The 17344-nt window shown below is 55.9% G+C and carries 18 protein-coding genes and 2 tRNA genes; 11 read left to right on the plus strand and 9 right to left on the minus strand.

Annotation, left to right across the window (positions count from 1 at the left end):
* Positions 1-9: 9 nt before the first annotated feature.
* From ACR0J0_RS09670 to ACR0J0_RS09680, 3 genes are read right to left on the minus strand one after another with little or no spacing between them, the layout of a single operon-like run.
* On the minus strand, positions 10-441 hold the full coding sequence (locus ACR0J0_RS09670; RefSeq protein WP_480663363.1) for a DUF6691 family protein: 432 nt from the start codon (positions 439-441) through the stop codon (positions 10-12).
* A complete protein-coding gene (locus ACR0J0_RS09675) occupies positions 441-863 on the minus strand; it encodes a YeeE/YedE family protein (protein ID WP_480663365.1) in 423 nt (140 codons plus the stop codon). The genes ACR0J0_RS09670 and ACR0J0_RS09675 overlap by 1 nt, the downstream gene beginning before the upstream one ends.
* Positions 864-895: 32 nt before the next feature.
* Entirely contained in the window at positions 896-1759 is an 864-nt protein-coding gene (locus ACR0J0_RS09680) for an MBL fold metallo-hydrolase (RefSeq protein ID WP_480663367.1), read from the minus strand.
* A gap of 245 nt (positions 1760-2004) precedes the next feature.
* Here ACR0J0_RS09680 and ACR0J0_RS09685 point away from each other — a divergent pair, with 245 nt between their 5' ends.
* Positions 2005-2220 carry a hypothetical protein gene (locus tag ACR0J0_RS09685; RefSeq protein ID WP_239336222.1) on the plus strand — a complete coding sequence of 72 codons (216 nt, stop codon included), beginning with the start codon at positions 2005-2007 and terminating at the stop codon, positions 2218-2220.
* A gap of 9 nt (positions 2221-2229) precedes the next feature.
* On the opposite strand, the gene ACR0J0_RS09690 is transcribed toward ACR0J0_RS09685, so the two are convergent.
* Positions 2230-2448 (minus strand): hypothetical protein, encoded by a 219-nt coding sequence (locus tag ACR0J0_RS09690; RefSeq protein WP_480663369.1) that lies wholly within the window; start codon positions 2446-2448, stop codon positions 2230-2232.
* Positions 2449-2609: 161 nt separating this feature from the next.
* Between ACR0J0_RS09690 and ACR0J0_RS09695 the strand changes: the two genes are divergently transcribed.
* Entirely contained in the window at positions 2610-2876 is a 267-nt protein-coding gene (locus ACR0J0_RS09695) for a DUF2312 domain-containing protein (protein WP_058272185.1), read from the plus strand.
* A gap of 18 nt (positions 2877-2894) precedes the next feature.
* Here the strand turns inward: ACR0J0_RS09695 and ACR0J0_RS09700 are convergent, their stop codons facing one another.
* Positions 2895-3770 (minus strand): hypothetical protein, encoded by an 876-nt coding sequence (locus ACR0J0_RS09700; RefSeq protein WP_480663371.1) that lies wholly within the window; start codon positions 3768-3770, stop codon positions 2895-2897.
* A 183-nt stretch (positions 3771-3953) separates the two neighbouring features.
* Here ACR0J0_RS09700 and ACR0J0_RS09705 point away from each other — a divergent pair.
* Positions 3954-4029: transfer RNA gene (locus tag ACR0J0_RS09705), tRNA-Thr, on the plus strand.
* A gap of 176 nt (positions 4030-4205) precedes the next feature.
* Here the strand turns inward: ACR0J0_RS09705 and ACR0J0_RS09710 are convergent.
* On the minus strand, positions 4206-4688 hold the full coding sequence (locus ACR0J0_RS09710; RefSeq protein ID WP_480663373.1) for a hypothetical protein: 483 nt from the start codon (positions 4686-4688) through the stop codon (positions 4206-4208).
* Between the two features lie 294 nt (positions 4689-4982).
* Between ACR0J0_RS09710 and ACR0J0_RS09715 the strand changes: the two genes are divergently transcribed.
* Positions 4983-5068: transfer RNA gene (locus ACR0J0_RS09715), tRNA-Leu, on the plus strand.
* A 7-nt stretch (positions 5069-5075) separates the two neighbouring features.
* Here ACR0J0_RS09715 and ACR0J0_RS09720 read toward each other — a convergent pair.
* Together ACR0J0_RS09720 and ACR0J0_RS09725 are read right to left on the minus strand one after the other, a co-directional pair.
* The gene (locus ACR0J0_RS09720) at positions 5076-5573 is read right to left on the minus strand and encodes a hypothetical protein (protein WP_480663375.1); all 498 of its coding nucleotides are present in this window, start codon (positions 5571-5573) and stop codon (positions 5076-5078) included.
* On the minus strand, positions 5566-6315 hold the full coding sequence (locus ACR0J0_RS09725) for a helix-turn-helix transcriptional regulator (protein WP_480663377.1): 750 nt from the start codon (positions 6313-6315) through the stop codon (positions 5566-5568). Before ACR0J0_RS09725 ends, ACR0J0_RS09720 begins: the two co-directional genes overlap by 8 nt.
* A 602-nt stretch (positions 6316-6917) precedes the next feature.
* Here ACR0J0_RS09725 and ACR0J0_RS09730 point away from each other — a divergent pair.
* The 6 genes from ACR0J0_RS09730 (at position 6918) to ACR0J0_RS09755 (ending at position 15957) form a co-directional block, all read left to right on the plus strand.
* Positions 6918-9485, plus strand: a complete 2568-nt coding sequence (locus tag ACR0J0_RS09730) for a beta strand repeat-containing protein (RefSeq protein WP_480663379.1) — start codon at positions 6918-6920, stop codon at positions 9483-9485.
* Positions 9486-9613: 128 nt separating this feature from the next.
* Complete coding sequence (locus ACR0J0_RS09735; protein ID WP_480663381.1) at positions 9614-11536, plus strand: type I secretion protein; 1923 nt, start codon at positions 9614-9616, stop codon at positions 11534-11536.
* A gap of 74 nt (positions 11537-11610) precedes the next feature.
* Positions 11611-13866, plus strand: coding sequence for a type I secretion system permease/ATPase (locus tag ACR0J0_RS09740; RefSeq protein WP_480663383.1), 2256 nt, complete (start codon positions 11611-11613; stop codon positions 13864-13866).
* Positions 13863-15215, plus strand: coding sequence for an HlyD family type I secretion periplasmic adaptor subunit (locus ACR0J0_RS09745; protein WP_480663385.1), 1353 nt, complete (start codon positions 13863-13865; stop codon positions 15213-15215). Before ACR0J0_RS09740 ends, ACR0J0_RS09745 begins: the two co-directional genes overlap by 4 nt.
* Positions 15216-15295: 80 nt before the next feature.
* Entirely contained in the window at positions 15296-15667 is a 372-nt protein-coding gene (locus tag ACR0J0_RS09750; RefSeq protein ID WP_480663387.1) for a rhodanese-like domain-containing protein, read from the plus strand.
* A gap of 101 nt (positions 15668-15768) precedes the next feature.
* On the plus strand, positions 15769-15957 hold the full coding sequence (locus tag ACR0J0_RS09755; protein WP_480663389.1) for a hypothetical protein: 189 nt from the start codon (positions 15769-15771) through the stop codon (positions 15955-15957).
* Here ACR0J0_RS09755 and ACR0J0_RS09760 read toward each other — a convergent pair whose 3' ends face one another.
* Positions 15958-16716: an alpha/beta fold hydrolase gene (locus tag ACR0J0_RS09760; RefSeq protein WP_480663391.1), complete on the minus strand. Its 759-nt coding sequence runs from the start codon at positions 16714-16716 to the stop codon at positions 15958-15960.
* A 92-nt stretch (positions 16717-16808) separates the two neighbouring features.
* Here ACR0J0_RS09760 and ACR0J0_RS09765 point away from each other — a divergent pair, with 92 nt between their 5' ends.
* Positions 16809-17183, plus strand: a complete 375-nt coding sequence (locus tag ACR0J0_RS09765; RefSeq protein WP_480663393.1) for a hypothetical protein — start codon at positions 16809-16811, stop codon at positions 17181-17183.
* The last annotated feature ends 161 nt before the right edge of the window (positions 17184-17344 follow it).

Here is a 17344-nt window from a genome sequence, read left to right on the forward strand (position 1 = left end):
GACAATTGCTTAGGCCGCGTTTGCGGTCCTGTCCAGTTGCGCGCCAAGGCCGGGGGCCGCAAACATTCCTGCGATCATGGCGACCAGAAACACCACGCCCCCGAAGCCGCCATAGGTTACGGATGCGATCGCGGGTCCAGGGCAAAGCCCCGCCAAGCCCCAACCCATGCCGAACATCACAGAACCCGCAACAAGGCGGCGATCCAGTTCGGGCGAACTCTTCTTTGGGAACTCTCCTCCGGTCAGGGGTGTACGGTGGGGCGTAAGCCTCCACGCGACGAACATTGGCAGGATCGCTCCACCCATAACGAAGGCCAGTGTAGGATCCCAGTTCCCGAAAACGTCCAGCCAGCCCTGAACTTTCGTGGTGTCTGTCATACCCGAAATCAAAAGTCCGGCACCGAACAGGGATCCGGCAAGCAAAGAAATGAAAACGCGCATCAAATCAGCCCCCAGACGTGACGCATAAGGGCAATGGTTACCCCACCTGCACCAATGTAGATCAGGGTTGCGACGATGCCCCGGATCGAAAACCGGGAAATCCCGCACACCCCGTGCCCCGAGGTGCACCCGTTGGCGATTCGCGTACCAGCGCCGACCAACAACCCGGCAACCACGATTACGACGAAATTGCTGGTCAGATGCGTTTCAGGTGCTGATGAGAATAAGGGTCGCAGTAGGACAGGCATGCCGATAACCCCGGCAATGAAGCAAAGCCGCTCAAGTGCTCGGTCGCTGCCATCAACCAACCCGCCCAGTATTCCGCTGGCGCCCATGATGCGGCCATTGCCCAAAAGGTAGACGGCGGCACCAAGCCCGATCAGCAAGCCGCCGACCAGCCCCCATATCCATTCCGTATGCATTCAGTATCCTTTGTCCGGTTGATCGGCGTGTGTCACAGCTTGTTGATAGGGATCTTCAAAAACACGTCACCCTCTTCATCCGCCGGAGGCATCTGACCCGCGCGCATATTAACCTGCAGAGAGGGCAGGATCAGGCGCGGCATCGGTAATGTCGCATCCCGCGCATCGCGCATTTCGACGAATTCTTCGATCGTCCGGCCTTGCCCAATATGGACGTTCAGGGCCTTTTGCTCACCGACCGTCGTTTCCCAGGCATATTCGTCGCGTCCCGGTGCTTTGTAGTCATGACCGACGAAGATCCGCGTTTGATCCGGCAAGGACAGGATTTTTTGGATCGACCCGAATAGCGTTTCTGACGACCCGCCCGGGAAGTCGCACCGCGCCGTTCCGAAATCGGGCATGAACAACGTGTCGCCAACAAAAGCCGCATCGCCGATCACATACGTCATGCAAGCGGGCGTATGGCCGGGCGTATGCAGCACGTCACCGCGCATCTGACCGACATGAAAGCTGTCGCCGTCGCGGAATAGGGCGTCGAACTGGCTGCCGTCGCGCTGGAACTCGGTGCCTTCGTTGAAAATCTTGCCGAAGGTTTCCTGGATGGTGACGATCTGGTCCCCGATGCCGATTTTCCCGCCTAGTTCCTGCTGCAGGTAGGGCGCGGCCGAAAGGTGATCGGCGTGGACATGGCTCTCCAAAATCCACTCGACCCGTAGTTCATTGTCCCGGACGTAGGCCACGATCTGATCTGCCGAACTGGTGTTCGTGCGGCCAGAGGCGTGATCGAAATCGAGAACGCTGTCGATGATGGCGCAGGCCGTACCTTCGGGTTCTTGTACGAGGTAGGAAACCGTAAAGGTCTCGGGGTCGAAAAAGGCTTTCACAATCGGTGTCATATGGCCCTCCGTCAGCGCGTCTTTATTCATATATTATTTTTCGAATGTGACGCAACCGACATTCTTTAATTTGATGCCTGTCAAGGCAACTTAATCTGAATCCGAGTAGAATTTAATCATTCTGCTTTAGGTTGCCAAAACAGCGCTGCGGGCAGGCGAGTTTCCGCGCGTTTGCCAGCTAAGATCGGCAGGTCTTAAAACGGTTACCTATATCAGTCACACTGACAGCAATTGGGAGGATGGATATGTCTACAATGAATTTGTATTCCGAAGCCGAACACTTAGAGCAAAAGCTGCAGAATGCCTGTCTGGAAACACGTCTTGCCCTGCAGCCCAGCGTGACCAATGTGATTGCTCGTATGCGTCAGCAAGGTGTGCATGTACCTTCGCGCCTGCGGCGGCTTGATGCGGCTTTGTGTGAAGACGTCATGGAAGCACATTTCGACAACATGCCGATCTGAGGCGCTGAATTAGCTGAAAGAAATTCCTAGAATAACCAGCATCAGGCCAATCACCGAAAGAAAAAGCGAAGCCAGATTCCACGGTAGAACGCTTTGAACAACGGCGCGCAATTCGTCATCCGAAAGGCCGGACTTGCGCGCCTTCATCACACGCAGGATACACCAGACCAGGCCCAGCAGGCCGGCGAGCGACAGGGCGGCACCGCCCCAGGTGATGAATTCGAACATAGTTCCCTACATTTTCCCGCAAATCTTCCTTGCGCTTAGCGGATCGGTTGTCTGCGCACAAGCCCGCCCGGGATTGGATGCTTGCAGCCCACGCAGTGGCAATGTATCCGGCTAACTGCCGTTGCTAATGCATCAGATCGCAGCCTTTTGGAGAGATGAATATGGAAGATGTGACCGAAGATCAGGCCGCCGCCAACTACCGTGTGACAGCAGGCGAGCTGCGTCAGTTTGTAGAGCGGATAGAACGGCTGGATGCCGAGAAAAAGGACCTGGCGGAACAGCAAAAAGAAGTAATGGCCGAAGCCAAGGCGCGCGGTTACGACACCAAGGTCATGCGCAAGGTCATTGCGCTGCGCAAGCGCGACAAGGACGATATCGCGGAAGAAGAAGCCGTGCTTGAAATGTATAAGGAAGCATTGGGCATGTGAGCTGCGCCGGGGTTGTGTTCAGGGCTTTAATACCCGTACCCCGGTCATCGCATCCAGCCTGATCAGGTCTTGCTCGTATAGCTCGAAGAACGCGTCGACGATCTCTTCGCTCCAGCCGGGCAAGTCCAGCTCTTCTTCCATTTTTTCCGGCTGGGCGTGGTCTTCCAATACCGCGGCAAGAGCGTCTCTTGTATCGGCCTTCGGTTGATCGGAGCTTGCATCCAGAATCGCCTTGACCTGCGCTTTTCCCTTATCGGTCAAAAGCGATATCAGCAGATCGTACTCATCCACAATTTGGGCGTTGTCCGGCAACCCACCGATGCTGCGCAGGATATCGCCCCAAATCAACGGAGTGTCTTCGTTAGCCCATAGCGTGATCTGCACGTCCGGAGCGAAGTCCCGGATATCTTCAATCATTCCGATCCAACTGAGATGGCTTAGATCATTGCTGCGGATGACGTTTTGGCGTTCCTCTTCGGTGAGGGACATAAGGTGTTTCGGGATAAAGCTGCCGGGGTTTCTGAGCGCCAGAAATAGTTCGATCTGGCAATCGTGAAATGCTTCCTCAAGAACCGACATTCGTTTTCCCGCGGAAGGATAGAACTGACCATCCGAAAGCAGTGTATCTTTCTCGCCGGCAAAGCCGTCGCTTGTGAAAATGGCGCGCTGCATTTCGGGATCGGTCGGCAGATTGCCTCGAATACCTTCAATCTCGTCCGGCATTGGAGGCCGGGTTCTCAGTGCTTCAAACGCTGGTTTGAATACCTGACGATATCGGCGAGGGCCAAAAAGCGCGACACTGTATTGTGCAAGCACGTCCCTATTAGTCTGCAACGACTTCAGCAGCCGCCCTTCGTCGGTAAACGCTGCGCCTGCGTGGATAGCAACCTGCATATTCGGTTCTTGTCCTTGCATTCTTGTGCCTGCCTGTCGAGTTACAGGCTGTGCTTGGGACAGTCAAATCACCCCCATGGCTGCAGGTGATTGATCGCATCACAAGGAAATTCGAAAATCCCTAAGTTAGGATGAAAATTGAGGCTTGCAGTCCGCTAAAAGAGACAGTAATCGACACTCAGCGCCCCTATAGCTCAGCTGGTAGAGCAACTGATTTGTAATCAGTAGGTCCGCGGTTCGAGTCCGTGTGGGGGCACCACGATATTCCATTCATTTCTGGCAAGCAGGTTGCAGTATCGCGCGCTTCTAAGTGCAGTTGATCGAGTTTTGGTTTGGGCGGTGACGCGTTGCGCAATCTTGGTGTGGTGCGCCGTTTGTCCAGTGCGCCAGCAAGCCTGGCAGATTCGCCCACGTGGAGACTCGGGCGAGGCTTGGTCAGCTTAGGCCAATGACGATACCAAATACATAGAGACTGGATGGTTCGGTTATCTTCTGGATGAACTCCACCCAATCTTCACTGTATATCCGTTCGAAATACTCGGGGTACTTCCACACCAGATTGTGAAAGGTGAAAGTTGTTAGAAGCACGCCCAGCGTGCTCGCGCTGGCAAACTCTTTCTGTTTGTCTTTGAGAAACAGCGATATGACGATCCCAGCCATGCTGGCCAGGCCTATGCCGATAAAGTCCTGCGTGTTGATTTGACGAGGGTCCGGTACACCCGCCATCTGAAGCTGAATGTAGCGGGTCAGGAATACGACCAGCACACCCAAAAGGAATGCACCGAGGAAAGATGCGGGATACGCGAGGCGTTTCCAGATGCTTTCGGTTCTGGGTGGCGGGGCTTTTCTGGCGGCTTCTTCTGCGCGTTGACTAATGCGCGCGACGCGATCCTGAAAGGACTTCTGCTCGGTACTCATAAGTAAACTCAATTGCTTTTGGGCTATGGCGCAGGGTTAAACCTTTGGTGGAAGTTAAGCAAGGCGCGCGCAACCCCGGCGCGTGGTTGGCCAAGTGTGGAACTGTCAAAACAGCAGCGATGAGGCCATATTGGGGGCGGCAGCAAGAGCGGCCATACCGCGCGGCTGGGATGTGAATTGACTGGAAGGAGCCAAAGAATTCGAAACCCGGAAATTCGTCCGTGAAACGCATTGTATTCAGGGCTTGATAGTCTTACTGAGTTTTTGAGGTCCCAACGCGACCCGGCACGCTGAGCGGGCGTGATGGAATGGTAGACATATCAGACTTAAAATCTGAAGGGCGTATGCCCGTGTGGGTTCGAGTCCCACCGCCCGCACCACAACTTTTCAGGTTGGAAATCCGAGTTGCGTGATCATCTTCCAGATATCCCGGTTGGCTTCTGAAAGCTGTTCGACCACGTTTTCGATTTCCTTCATCGCGTCCTCGTCAACCATATCTTGCCGACCGAGTTTGATATCCGTCTTCCGGTCGGCAATGCGCATCAATATGGTTTTGGGATTGCCGCTGTCCGGGTCAAAGGAATAGATACAGTGGTTGTATCTGTTTCTAATGCCGGAGAGTTTGCTGAGCCGCCGCGTATGATCCAGAATCGGATCGCGTATCTCCTCTGGGCGGCCTTCCATCTTTGCCAGCCGCTCAACCAGATCGATCCTGGCGCGACTAGTGTTCAGCGTCAGAAATATGATGACGGCAACATCCTTTTCAGTTTCGGTCAACCCGGCGATTAAGTGAATCAACAGACTTTCCGTGTTGGTCCACATATAGTTCAACCTGCCGACCATCAGGATGAGGCGGTCAAAGCGGGATTCAAAATTGTCAGTCAACGGGCAGATTTCGCGCCTCGTCCGGCGCGACCTCAAAAAAGAACTGTGCGGCCGCCGTTCGGTTGCTGACGCCGATCTTGCCCGCCACGTTATGCATATGGAGTTTGACGGTATGCTCGGTGATACCCAGGTTCGACGCAATAATCTTGTTGCTTTGACCTTTTGAGACCAGCTGCAAAACCTGCTTTTCCCGGCGTGTCAGCTTGGAATAGATGGGATGCAGATCGCCCGGCTTTGAAGCGGGTTCCCGAGGCTCATTCGAAGATATCTGCGGGTGCGCCACGCAATCCGCAAGAAAACAGGGCAGATAAAGCTCTTCATGCAGCAACAAACGTAATATGGATCTCCAAACGTCCGGGGCAACGTTCATCGGTAAATAGCCGATGTCACCAAATTGACCGCGGTCCCAGTTTTCGAAAGCCAAGCGGGCCACATCCTCCTTGCGATAGGCGAAAGCAAGGCAACCTGACCCAGCGCTTTCTGTATAGACTTGCGGTCTGGTCAAAAGATCATCCAGCAGCATCTGATCGACGACCACTATTTTTCCGGCCCCGACATCGGACCCGTTTAACGCCGGTAACGCGTCAATTGTTTCGATCCGGCGCGTAGACACGCCAAACTCGCTTTGAACACCGTTGATGGTTTGATCTGAATAGAAGAGTTCTTTACCTACAAAATTGATCGAGAATTCTTCGGGATTAGAAACGTTTGCGACAGCATTATCCTGAAACGGATTGCCCATTATTCCCCCCTTATTAACCCGCGCCGCGACAAAAAAACGGCGAAATTGTAACCAGCACTCGTAGAGCAGAATTCGAAGAAATTAACAGTATAGAGATACGACTATAGCGGAAAGTGCAAGATTCATCAATGATATGTCCAACCGCAAAAATCGGTTCTACTACTTTCGATTAGGTGAACCAGAACTCTTCCCGCATAAGTAGAAGTAATTGCAGGGATTCCTAAACTGGTGGTTTTAATTGCGGTCTGCAAGCTATAGATGCGGACATTTTTGATCACACAAGTTTTACGACAATGAAATCAAGGCGCTGGGCGTTCTAGTGCTTTAGGGTAGCTATTCATGATGTCCCCGGCCTGTAACCATGGGCCTGCTTCTATATCGAAGCTCTAATTCCTGATGTGTCGGCGAATCGCGCATTACAGCGAGCCATTTCCGCAGACACGGTGTCGGCTAAGCCGAGAAAGGAGGGTGGGACAAAATTCACTGAACGAAACCGCATCCACGCGCGTTTGTGCGTGTGAGTGTGTTGAAGAGTTTCAACCGCGCCAGTAGCCGTTTTGTAGATGAATGACGGTCCGTGCGCTTAATAAGTGGAAAAAATTATGTCACGCGAACGTAATAGCAATCAGAATAACGTTGTAGACGTAGAAGAAATTAACACCGGCGATGTTTCTATTCCGGTCGAAGCCGATGTTAAAGTTGAAGAAGCTCACATTGACGCTGATATGACCGAACAGGAGACCAAGGTCGAAAACGAACAGGATCAAGGTCAGGACCAAAAACAAGAACAGGGTCAGTCGACCAAGGTCGAAAACGAGCAAGGTCAGGACCAAGGTCAGGACCAAGGCCAGGATCAAGGTCAGGACCAAAAACAAGACCAGAGCCAGACCAACGGGAACAATGACAACTCAAACTGGGTCAATATCGATTTCGGTGAAGAAGGCATGCCGAGCGATGACGATGTCGTTGATATCGATGCCGATTATTCAAGTTTTGGTGACGTGATCACCGCCGGTGGCGATATTGACTACGATCCGGGCGATGACATGACTCTGAACATCGACATGAGCGGCACAACCACCGCAATGTCTGCGATCAACAGTCAGTATGCCAGCCTGAATGACGATGACACTCTTGAACATGCCGAAGTTAACAACAGCGGTAGTTTTAAGCAGGAGGGCGATGCCACGGGCGGCGATGCAAGCGCTGGTGACGGTATCTCTGCTGGCGCAGATGGCGGAAACTCCGGCAACGGTGGCGCGACCACTGCAGGTGACGCTTACGGCGAAACCTATGGCGGACACACAGCGGCCTTTGGCGGCATAAGCGGCGATGCTAACGGCGACGGCGCAGGCGGAGACGGTGGTGACTCTGGCGATGCTGTGAACTTCGGTCTGGGCGTCGGACATTCCAACGCTCAATCGGACGGTGACAGCACTGGTGGTGACGGTGGTTATGCCGACAGCACATCGGATGCCCACAACGAAGGCAGCTCGGAATCAGATGTAGATTCGGATGGCGGCGAAGGCGGTAACGCTGGATCCATTGGTCTGGGCCTTGGTTTCGGTTCGTCGAATGCTGACAATGACGGTGAATCGGCCGGTGGCAACAACGCGTCGAACGCTGACAACAACGTTGATGGCAGTGCCGACAATGAAGTCGATGCCGAAGACGCAAACGGTGGTAGCGGTCTCGCTGGTAACCTCGGTCTCGCTGCCAACGAGAGCGATAGCGATACGCAAGCCAATGACTCGACATCCGGTGGCAACATCGGACTGGGCCTAGCAGCAGGTCTGGCTGGCGCATCCGCGGACGGCACCGGTGGTAACGGTGACGGTGGCGACGGCGACAGCGGTGACGCAGATGGCGGTGATGGCGACAGCGGTGACGCAGATGCCGGTAACGGTCCTGGCGGCGACGGCGACGGCGGTGACGGCGGTGACGGCGATGGCGGTGACGGCGACAGCGGTGACGCAGATGCCGGTAACGGCCCTGGCGGCGACAGCGGTGACGCAGATGCCGGAAACGGCCCTGGCGGTGACGGCGGCGACGGTACTGGCGGCGACGGCACCGGCGGTGACGGCGGCGACGACGATGGCGGTGACGGCGGTGACGGCAAAGGCGCGCTCGGTGACGCTGGCAACGGTGGTGCCGGCGACGGTGGCGACGCTGACAGCGGCAACGGTGGTGCCGGCGACGGTGGCGACGCTGACAGCGGCAACGGCTCGGGCGGCGACGGCATGGGTGCTGCTGGTGACGGTGGCGACGGTGGTGCCGGCGACGGTGGCGACGCTGACAGCGGCAACGGCCAAGGTGGTTCCGGTGACAGCGGCAACGGCCCTGGTGGTGCCGGCATGGGTGCATCCGGTAACGGTGGTACCGCTGACGCTATCGGCGATGCTCAGGGTGTAGGTGATCAGGACGCTACGGGTCCGGCTATCGCTCAAGCTCCGGGTGACGTGAACGGCGAAGCCGACAACAACCAGGATGCAGAAGTCAATGCTGGTGACGGTGGAACCAACGACGCTGACGGCTATGCACAAACCGACGGTACTGGCACCGCGAATGCTGATGGTGTTGGTGGCGGCGGTGGTGCGCTGCAACAGGATGCGACATCCACAGGTACGGGTGCCGGATCTGCAGACGCCGAAAACAACGCGGGTGACGGTGGATTGTCCGAAGTCTTCTCAACCGCGGATACCGACGGTTCGGCAGACAGCATGGCGGAAGCCATTGCCGGATATGGCGGCGAGGCGACGTCCAACAATGACGCGACCTCGGCCGGTATGGGCAGCGCGACTGGCGCGGCAACTTCGGGCGTCGGTGGCGGCGGTGGTGCCGGTGCCGGATACGGCGGCAACACAGGCAGTGCCGCGGGCAATGCGACCGGTGGTGATACCTATGGTGCTGACGTCGATGGTGGCGATGCGTCTGGTGCATACTCGGGTGCTGGCGGAGCCGGTGGCAACGCTGGTTCGTGGGGCTCAGGCAACGGTGGCGACGGTATCGTCAACGGCGAGTCCTATGCTTCGGCAGCGGCCGTAGTCGACACATCGGCGTTCAACCAGTCGATCGTCATGGGTGCCAACGTACTTGGCAACTCGGTCGATACGACAATGGTTGGTGGTTCGATGACCGCGACCCACAACAGCGACGACACCGACGTGTAAGTCGCAGTCAGGGCCCGAATTACCGGGCCCCGACCTTCTGACAAAACTGCCGGGGCCGCAACAGGCGGCCTCGGCCCAACAAACCCAAAGCGGAAATTTCAGGCCGGGGCGGGGAAAAGGAAACCGATATGTCACTCGACAGTATTACAGAAACGATTGCGCATTTTGTTGGAACCTTTGAGCTGACCATTGAACAGGCCCGTCTGCGGGACCAATACGAAGAATTCACTGCGCTTCGGCGTAAAAACGAACTGGACGAACTCGAGGATCCAACAGCCATTCGGATAAAGGCAAATCTAAAACTCGATCCGGGTGAGTACGATCCGCTACCGTACAAACTCCTTCCTCCACCTCCGGAACTTCCTTTGCCGCCTGTGCCAGATGGCCCACTTGCGATGGCAGAGATTTATGTTGGACCAAATTTTGGCCCACAACCCTACATCCCGAGCGTCGAGTTCGGTGAAGCCCAGACAGCCGTGCTGGTTTTGGATCCGCAGGTTGCCCCGCTAATTATCGGCTCGGCCGTGACCTACACGTTCCAGACGATCATCATGAGCGACAACGATGTGATTGGCCACGGCGATTTCCGCAACATCGAAATCCAGATTGCGCAGGGCAAAGAGATGCTGGACACGGCGTTGTCGATGCACGCCGTTTCGAGCCCGTCCCTGAACATCGAAGATTACAAATCACTGGAATACCTTGAGGGGCTGGCCGACCAGATGCAGTCAGCGACTATTGTGCAGATCGAAGGTGTGGTCATCCACCAGTTCCACGGCGAAGACGCGATGGGCATTTTCGTGAACGGCGAAAAGGTCGATGAAATGCCGGATTGGAACGAGCTTCTGCCGGCGCACCATCAGGAGGAAGACGAGGAAGAAAGCGACGAACCGGATATGATGCCAGACGAATGGGATCGATCCGATGACGAAGAGTTTGGTGAAGGGCACGTTGTTATTGCCGGAGGAAATCTGGCGATCAACCAAGTTGCGATCACAGTTGCCTGGGTTGATGCGCCTGTTATCGCGGTGGGCGGAAAGTCCGTCAGCCTGACCGTCGTCAGCCAGGTCGCAGTTGTGTCCGATATCGATGAAGGCGGGCCGGGCGTCCAAAGCGACACCAATGTGATTCAAGCGTCCTACATTGGGACCGAAGCCAGTGAAGAATGGTGGCAAGACGGCAGTGTCGCAGAACCGGGTATTGATCCGATTGTCTCTGTTACCTGGATTCAAGGTGATCTTTGGGTCACAAACTTCATAAAACAGGTGATCGACGCCACGGATATCGACAAGATCAACACTGAAATCTCGGCCTCAACCAGCCTGTATGCGCTTGGTGACAACATACTGACCAACGTGACCAACATTGTTCAGTTGGGCAATTTTTACGATCTGATCATGATTGGCGGAAACATGATTTCGGTCGACCAGCTGCACCAGACCATTGTGCTGATGGATGATGATGTCTTTGATGGTGGAACACCGGATGAGGCTGATGACAATCTGGTCATGAACCAGGCCTCGTTGACAACCACTGGTGAAGACACATTCGAGGAGATGGACATTCCGCATGCAGAGGCCATGCCGCTGCAGCAAGTCGACCGCGAAGCATTTGAGGATGCGCTGACAAACAATCCTGAATATGCCGGAATGGAGTTGTTGCGTGTCCTGAAGATCGAAGGCGATCTAGTGCAGGTCAACGCGATAGAGCAAATTACTATTTTGCAGGATCAGGATGATCTCTCGGTTGATGGTGCCGTGGTTCAGGGGGCAGGAAATGCTTTGCTGAACTCCGCCAGCATCACCAAGGTTGGTGTTGACTCGACCGTGATGGCGGCCGGTGGTGAATACTCAGACCTTTTGTTGCATCAGGCGTCTTTGCTCGACCTTCCCGACGAGAATTTGGCTGCGGAAATTACCAATGAGGCCATTGCGATCATCATGGAAGAAACGGCAGCAACTGGCGAAAATGCGATCGCTCAGGCGCAGTCCAACCTTACTCCATCCGAGATGGCCGGCGGCGATGATGCGCTGCAGACCATGTTGGCGTGAATTACCTACCTGTTTTGGTCAATCCGTGTTAGCGTAATGACTGTGTTTGTTGCGAGTGCCCCGAAAGTTTAAAAATGTCGATTAATTTTTCGTCGCGTCGTTCTTCTGATGCCAGCCCGCTTGATATTAAGGGCGTTGGTACGCCTCCGCAGCCAAATGGCGAGGATGCTGTACCTAAATCAGCGAAGGCGCTCAGTTTGCGTCTCAATGAAGAAATGCGTGTTCCAGATTCTACAGATGGTCCGAAATTGACTGCAACGCGGGACGATCCCGTTGCAGCCAAGTCTGCGCCGCACGAGAAACAAGAATCCAAACCCAAATCGGAACCACCAAGCCGCGCCGCGTCTTCCCCCCGGCGCGAGCAGCCGCAGCCCGCCGAAGACAAGAACACACAGGGCCGTGGCGCTGGGGTGGCCGATGATGCCAAGGGTCCCGATCCTGATACCGCCAAGGAAACGACCGCGCGGATGTCCCCCGACTCGCGTTCGAATGGCGGTGAACGTATAGGTGCCACTATCGAGGCCAAGGCGAACGAGCCGATGCAGCTCCGAAAATCCGGCGGCGGTGACGGCAAAGGGCCACCCCAGACATTCCACAAGCGGACGCCGCCTGAAGATTTTCAGAACACCTTGCGCACGTCTCTGCGAGCGATTTGGCGCAACCTCGCGTTCATTTTGGTTCTGACCTGCGCAACGAATATTCTGATCCTGGCGATCCCGATTTATCTGTTTCAGATCAGTGACCGCGTGCTGACCAGCCGGTCGCTGGATACGCTGATCATGCTGACGACGATTGTTGCCGGGGCTGTGATCTTCCAGGCGGCTTTTGACGCCGTGCGTCGATTTATGTTGATGCGCACGGCAGTTGAAGTCGCCGCTCGACTGGGCGCGCCGGTATTGAGTGCCGCTGCCCATGCGTCGTTGCACGGAAACGGCCGTGAATACCAGACATTAGGTGACCTGCAGCAAGTGCGCGGGTTTTTGGTTTCTGGAACGTTGATTTCGTTCTTGGATGTACCATTCGCGCCTTTGTTCATCTTGATGATCTTCCTTGTACACCCGCAGTTGGGCTCGATCGTCATTGGAACTGCGCTATTGTTGATGCTGATTGCGCTGATCAACCAGAAAACGACCGCCAAACCATTTGCCGAGGCGAACCGAGCGCAGTCGATGGCGAACCAGCATCTGGACTCGATGGCGCGCAACAGCCAGATCATCAACGCGCTGGCGATGATCCCCGAGGCTGTTCGCATCTGGGGCCGGGACACGGCGCAATCCCTGACCTGGCAGGTGCGCGCGCAGGATCGGAACGTGATCTTTGCTGCCATCTCTCGGGCGGTGCGTCTGCTGACGCAGATTGCCATTCTGGGCTGGGGTGCGTATCTGGCGCTTCAGGGCGAGATTACCGGCGGGATGGTCATTGCCGCCTCGATCATCGCCGGACGGGCCTTTGCGCCCATCGAAGGTTCGATCGAAGGCTGGAATTCATTCCTGCTGACACGCGCTGCATTTGGACGGATCAGAAACCTTCTGTCCAACTCTGCCCTGCAATTTGAAAAACTGCGCCTGCCACGTCCCGAGGGGCGGATGGATGTTGAGCGTCTGCTTTACGTTCCGGGCGGCACCAAGCGGGTCGTTCTGAACGGGATCAGTTTTTCGCTGAACCCCGGAGAAACGCTTGCGGTCATCGGAAATTCCGGCGCCGGCAAGACAACGCTGGGAAAAACCCTGGTTGGGTCGATCCTGCCAACGTCAGGCAGCGTCCGGTTGGACCTGATGGATATTCGCAATTGGGATCCGCGTCAGTTTGGCGAAAGCATCGGTTACCTGCCGCAGGACGTTCAGCTGTTCCCCGGCACCATCAAAGACAATATTGGCCGTATGCGCGCTGATGCGACCGATGAACAGATCCACGATGCCGCCGTTCTGGCTGACGTGCACAATATGATCGCAACATTGCCTCAAGGGTATGAAACGGTGGTTGCGGCCGATGGCTCGCCGCTGTCGGGCGGGCAAAAGCAACGTATTGCTTTGGCGCGCGCCTTCTTCGGCAATCCGCGTATGGTCGTTCTGGACGAGCCAAACTCGAACCTGGATGTCGCGGGGGATCAGGCGCTGTCGCGCGCGATCGCCCAAGCCAAGGAAAACAAGATCACCGTCGTTGTGATTACCCAGAAACCAACTCTGTTGAGTGTTGTTGACAAAATCATGCTGCTGACAGATGGCCGCGTCGCGTTGTTCGGTCAGCGTGAACAAGTTCTGCAACAGTTGAATGCCTCGCGCGGCAACAGGCCCGGCATTCAGTCACAGCAGCAAGGGGGGCCAGCATGAACGAACTTGTACCCGTAAACAATGACCCCAACGATCCGACGGTCTGGTATGCCGAGGTTCCGCGTTCAATCCATCGCTTTGTCGTCATCGGTATCATTATGCTGGTCGTCTGTTTTGGCGGCTTTGGCCTCTGGTCATTCAGCGCACCTTTGGCTGCGGCGGTGATTGCCCAGGGCAGTTTCGTGGCAACCGGGCGCAACAAGATTGTGCAGCATCTGGAAGGCGGCATTATCGAGGATATCAAAGTCATCGAAGGCCAGTCTGTTGTTAAAGGGCAGGTGTTGATGACGCTCGACCAGACGTCGGCTGAGTCCAACGAACGCGAACTGTTTATCCGCAAAATTCGCCTTCAGGCCATGACCGAACGTTTGTCAGCTGAATACAACGAGAAGGACCGGCTGGAGTTTTCGCCGGACCTGATCGAAGCGTCGGATGACGTCGAAGTGATGACGATCCTTGACGGGCAAAAGATTAGTTTTGACGTGTCCCGCAAGACATTGCTGAACGATATCGCCCTACTGGAACGCAATATGGAAGCGCTGAAGATCCGCTCCAGTGGTTTTGAAGCGCAGTTGGAAAGTATGATCCGGCGCGCCGAAATCCTTCAGGAAGAATTCGACACCAAACAAGCCCTGTTCGAAAAAGGGCTGGTTCGGAAGGGTGACATCAACACGATCCGCCGGGTCCAGGCCGAGGCCGAGGGTCAGCAGGCGCGATTGACGGCTGAAACCGCCGAAATCAATCAGATGATTTTGAAATACGAAGAACAGATTACCCGTACCCGTTCCGCCTATCGCGAGGCTGCGCTGGATGAATTGGGCGTGATCGAAGCCGATCTGGAAAGTGTTCGGGAGAAGGCGCGGCAGGCCCGCAGCGTTCTGGATCGTGCAGTTGTCCGCGCTCCGGTGTCGGGAACTGTGGTGCGTCTGCACTATCACACAGCAGGCGGTGTTATCGAAACCGGTGAGCCCATCGCGGAAATTCTGCCATCGGACGCGCCTCTGATCATCGAGGCACAAGTTCCCCGGACAGAAATCGACAGCGTGGTGACGGGCCAGCAGGCGACAGTTCGACTGGTCGCGCTGAACCAACGTACCACGCCGGTGCTAAGCGGCGAGGTCTTCTATGTTTCAGCGGACGCGCTGGTCGAGGATTCAACAGGTGTCCCGCAAGAAGTCTATCTGGCCCGCATCTCGCTGGCGCCGGAAGAAATGGAACGTGTTCGTGGCTTCATCCCGACCCCGGGTATGCCTGCCGAGATCATGATCCAGACCGAGGAACGCACTTTTGCGGCCTATATCGCAAAGCCTGTGACAGACAGCATGTCACGCGCCTTCCGCGAGCACTGATCGCCCAATTGGGCGATCTGACTGCGCTTTCTCGTTATTGCGTGCTAGCATCTGGTGGAATTCACCAGAGGGGACGTTTCATGCCATTAACCGTTAGCCAAATGATGGAAGCAGCAAATGCTACTGTCGAACGGATTGATACAGACACAGCCAAGGATTTGATCGGGCAGGGCGCACTGCTGCTGGACGTCCGCGACGCTGTTGAATTGCAGCAAACCGGCCGGGCCAAAGGGGCGCACCACATCCCGCGTGGCATGCTGGAGTTCCGAGCTGATGATGCACTGCAGTCCCACGACCCGGAAATGCGAAAGGACCGCCCGATCGTGCTGTATTGCGCGGCCGGTGGACGGGCGGTGCTGGCCGGCAAATTGTTGAAAGATATGGGTTATGAGCAGGTCTACAACCTAGGCGGTCTGGGAGATTGGGCCAGTGGCGGTGGTGAGGTTATCTGATCATCAGATGTTTAGCGGTCGAATACTGACGCAGATCAATGCGTCTGATATTCCGATTGTGTAATGTGATTGTCGGGCTTCAAGAAAAAGGAAGACGGACAATGCTACGTTTGGCCGCCATACTGTACTCTCTGATCGCAACTGCCATGGCCGGATCGGCTGTCATCGCCGTGTTGTCCGCTGGACTGGTGTCAACGATTGCAATCATATCCGCAGCCGCGGCTGGTTGCGTGGCCGCATTGCCGGCGTCCTGGTTGGTGGCGAAACGATTGTACCAGAGCGAAGCCTGATCAGGCGTTCAGAAAGGTCCTGACCGCGGCCTCGAACTCGCGTGGTTTCTCTGCGTGCAGCCAATGGCCAGCGCCGGGGATTTTGGCAAAACGCGCTGAAGGAAACAGGGCGCGGATCGTATCGCGGTGCTGGGGCAATACGTAATCGGAAGCGCCCCCAGACAGGAACAGGGTTGGGCCATCCCAAGAGGCGCCCGTTTCGGGAAAGCCCATGATCTTCGGCATCTCGGCGGCGAGTGTGTCGAGGTTCAGAAGCCAGCGTTGCCCCTTGATGTCGAGGGATTGTGTAAAAAAGCTCTGAAGCGCTTTCTCGACGCCCAGCCCAGCCAGTTGTGCTTCGGCGTCCGAGCGTCTTTCGATTGTGGAAAAATCGACCGCACGCATAGCCTCAATGAACTGGATCTGGCTGTGTGAATAGGTGACAGGCGCAATGTCCGCCACCACCAGTTTGCGAACCAAATCGCCGTGGCTCAGGGCCAGCATCATAGCGGCCTTTCCGCCCATCGAGTGCCCGACAATGTCGGCTTTGCCGCCAAAATGCCGGATTACCTCGGCCAAATCGTCCGCCATATCGGGATAGCCGTGCTGGTCGGTCCAGTCGCTGTAGGCATGGTTGCGCATATCGACGGCCACAACCTGTCTTTCATCCGACAACCGACGGGCAATGACTCCCCAATTCCGGGCGGACCCATATAGCCCATGAGCAATCAATAAAGGAGGATTCGCGGTCGGCTCGCCGTGGATAATCGTGTTCAGCATGTTGGTGTGATACCTGCCGCAGTTTGAAACGACCAGCCCCCATTGTCGCCCCTGCGGTCAAAGGGTACATTCCGCGCGCAGGAGGCCGCGTCATGTCGCAGACTACAGATATCCAAAGCCAGATCGCGCAGACAGTTCAATTGCTGCGCGCAAAGCTGGGTGTGAAGGACAAAACGTTGACGGCCTCCGTTCGAAAGGCCAAGCGCCGTTTGCCGCGCCGTATCTACAAACAGGCGATGATGCTGGCTAGCGCTGAGCAGATGGCTGCCCATCCCAAGCTTCGTTTGGTGCTGGATACACCGAAATTGGTCCAGGCATCAGAAGAGGTTCAATCACATCTGAGCGGCATCAACCTTGCAGATCGCCGATGGGGTTGGTTCCTGAGCTTTCTGGGATCGCTGGCTTTAGGGTTTCTGGCGTTGGCCGTATTGGCGGTGGTCGTTCTGCGTTGGCGCGGTTTTATCTGACCGCGCTCACCTCTGTTCCAATGAAAAACGGCGCCCTAGGGGCGCCGTTCTGATCATTAGTTACTATGAATCTTACAGGTTCGGGTAGATTGGGAAACGGGCGCAGAGTTCGGCGACTTCGGCTTTGACCTTTGCTTCGACCGCGCCGTTGCCGTCTTCGC

This window comes from Ruegeria sp. BF12 (assembly GCF_056538705.1).

Bases quoted from the DNA above. Each gene is read 5' to 3' on its own strand.
- ACR0J0_RS09670 (WP_480663363.1), bottom strand. From the start codon at position 441: ATGCGCGTTTTCATTTCTTTGCTTGCCGGATCCCTGTTCGGTGCCGGA.
- ACR0J0_RS09675 (WP_480663365.1), bottom strand. From the start codon at position 863: ATGCATACGGAATGGATATGGGGGCTGGTCGGCGGCTTGCTGATCGGG.
- ACR0J0_RS09680 (WP_480663367.1), bottom strand. From the start codon at position 1,759: ATGACACCGATTGTGAAAGCCTTTTTCGACCCCGAGACCTTTACGGTT.
- ACR0J0_RS09685 (WP_239336222.1), top strand. From the start codon at position 2,005: ATGTCTACAATGAATTTGTATTCCGAAGCCGAACACTTAGAGCAAAAG.
- ACR0J0_RS09690 (WP_480663369.1), bottom strand. From the start codon at position 2,448: ATGTTCGAATTCATCACCTGGGGCGGTGCCGCCCTGTCGCTCGCCGGC.
- ACR0J0_RS09695 (WP_058272185.1), top strand. From the start codon at position 2,610: ATGGAAGATGTGACCGAAGATCAGGCCGCCGCCAACTACCGTGTGACA.
- ACR0J0_RS09700 (WP_480663371.1), bottom strand. From the start codon at position 3,770: ATGCAGGTTGCTATCCACGCAGGCGCAGCGTTTACCGACGAAGGGCGG.
- ACR0J0_RS09710 (WP_480663373.1), bottom strand. From the start codon at position 4,688: ATGAGTACCGAGCAGAAGTCCTTTCAGGATCGCGTCGCGCGCATTAGT.
- ACR0J0_RS09725 (WP_480663377.1), bottom strand. From the start codon at position 6,315: ATGGGCAATCCGTTTCAGGATAATGCTGTCGCAAACGTTTCTAATCCC.
- ACR0J0_RS09730 (WP_480663379.1), top strand. From the start codon at position 6,918: ATGTCACGCGAACGTAATAGCAATCAGAATAACGTTGTAGACGTAGAA.
- ACR0J0_RS09735 (WP_480663381.1), top strand. From the start codon at position 9,614: ATGTCACTCGACAGTATTACAGAAACGATTGCGCATTTTGTTGGAACC.
- ACR0J0_RS09740 (WP_480663383.1), top strand. From the start codon at position 11,611: ATGTCGATTAATTTTTCGTCGCGTCGTTCTTCTGATGCCAGCCCGCTT.
- ACR0J0_RS09745 (WP_480663385.1), top strand. From the start codon at position 13,863: ATGAACGAACTTGTACCCGTAAACAATGACCCCAACGATCCGACGGTC.
- ACR0J0_RS09750 (WP_480663387.1), top strand. From the start codon at position 15,296: ATGCCATTAACCGTTAGCCAAATGATGGAAGCAGCAAATGCTACTGTC.
- ACR0J0_RS09755 (WP_480663389.1), top strand. From the start codon at position 15,769: ATGCTACGTTTGGCCGCCATACTGTACTCTCTGATCGCAACTGCCATG.
- ACR0J0_RS09760 (WP_480663391.1), bottom strand. From the start codon at position 16,716: ATGCTGAACACGATTATCCACGGCGAGCCGACCGCGAATCCTCCTTTA.
- ACR0J0_RS09765 (WP_480663393.1), top strand. From the start codon at position 16,809: ATGTCGCAGACTACAGATATCCAAAGCCAGATCGCGCAGACAGTTCAA.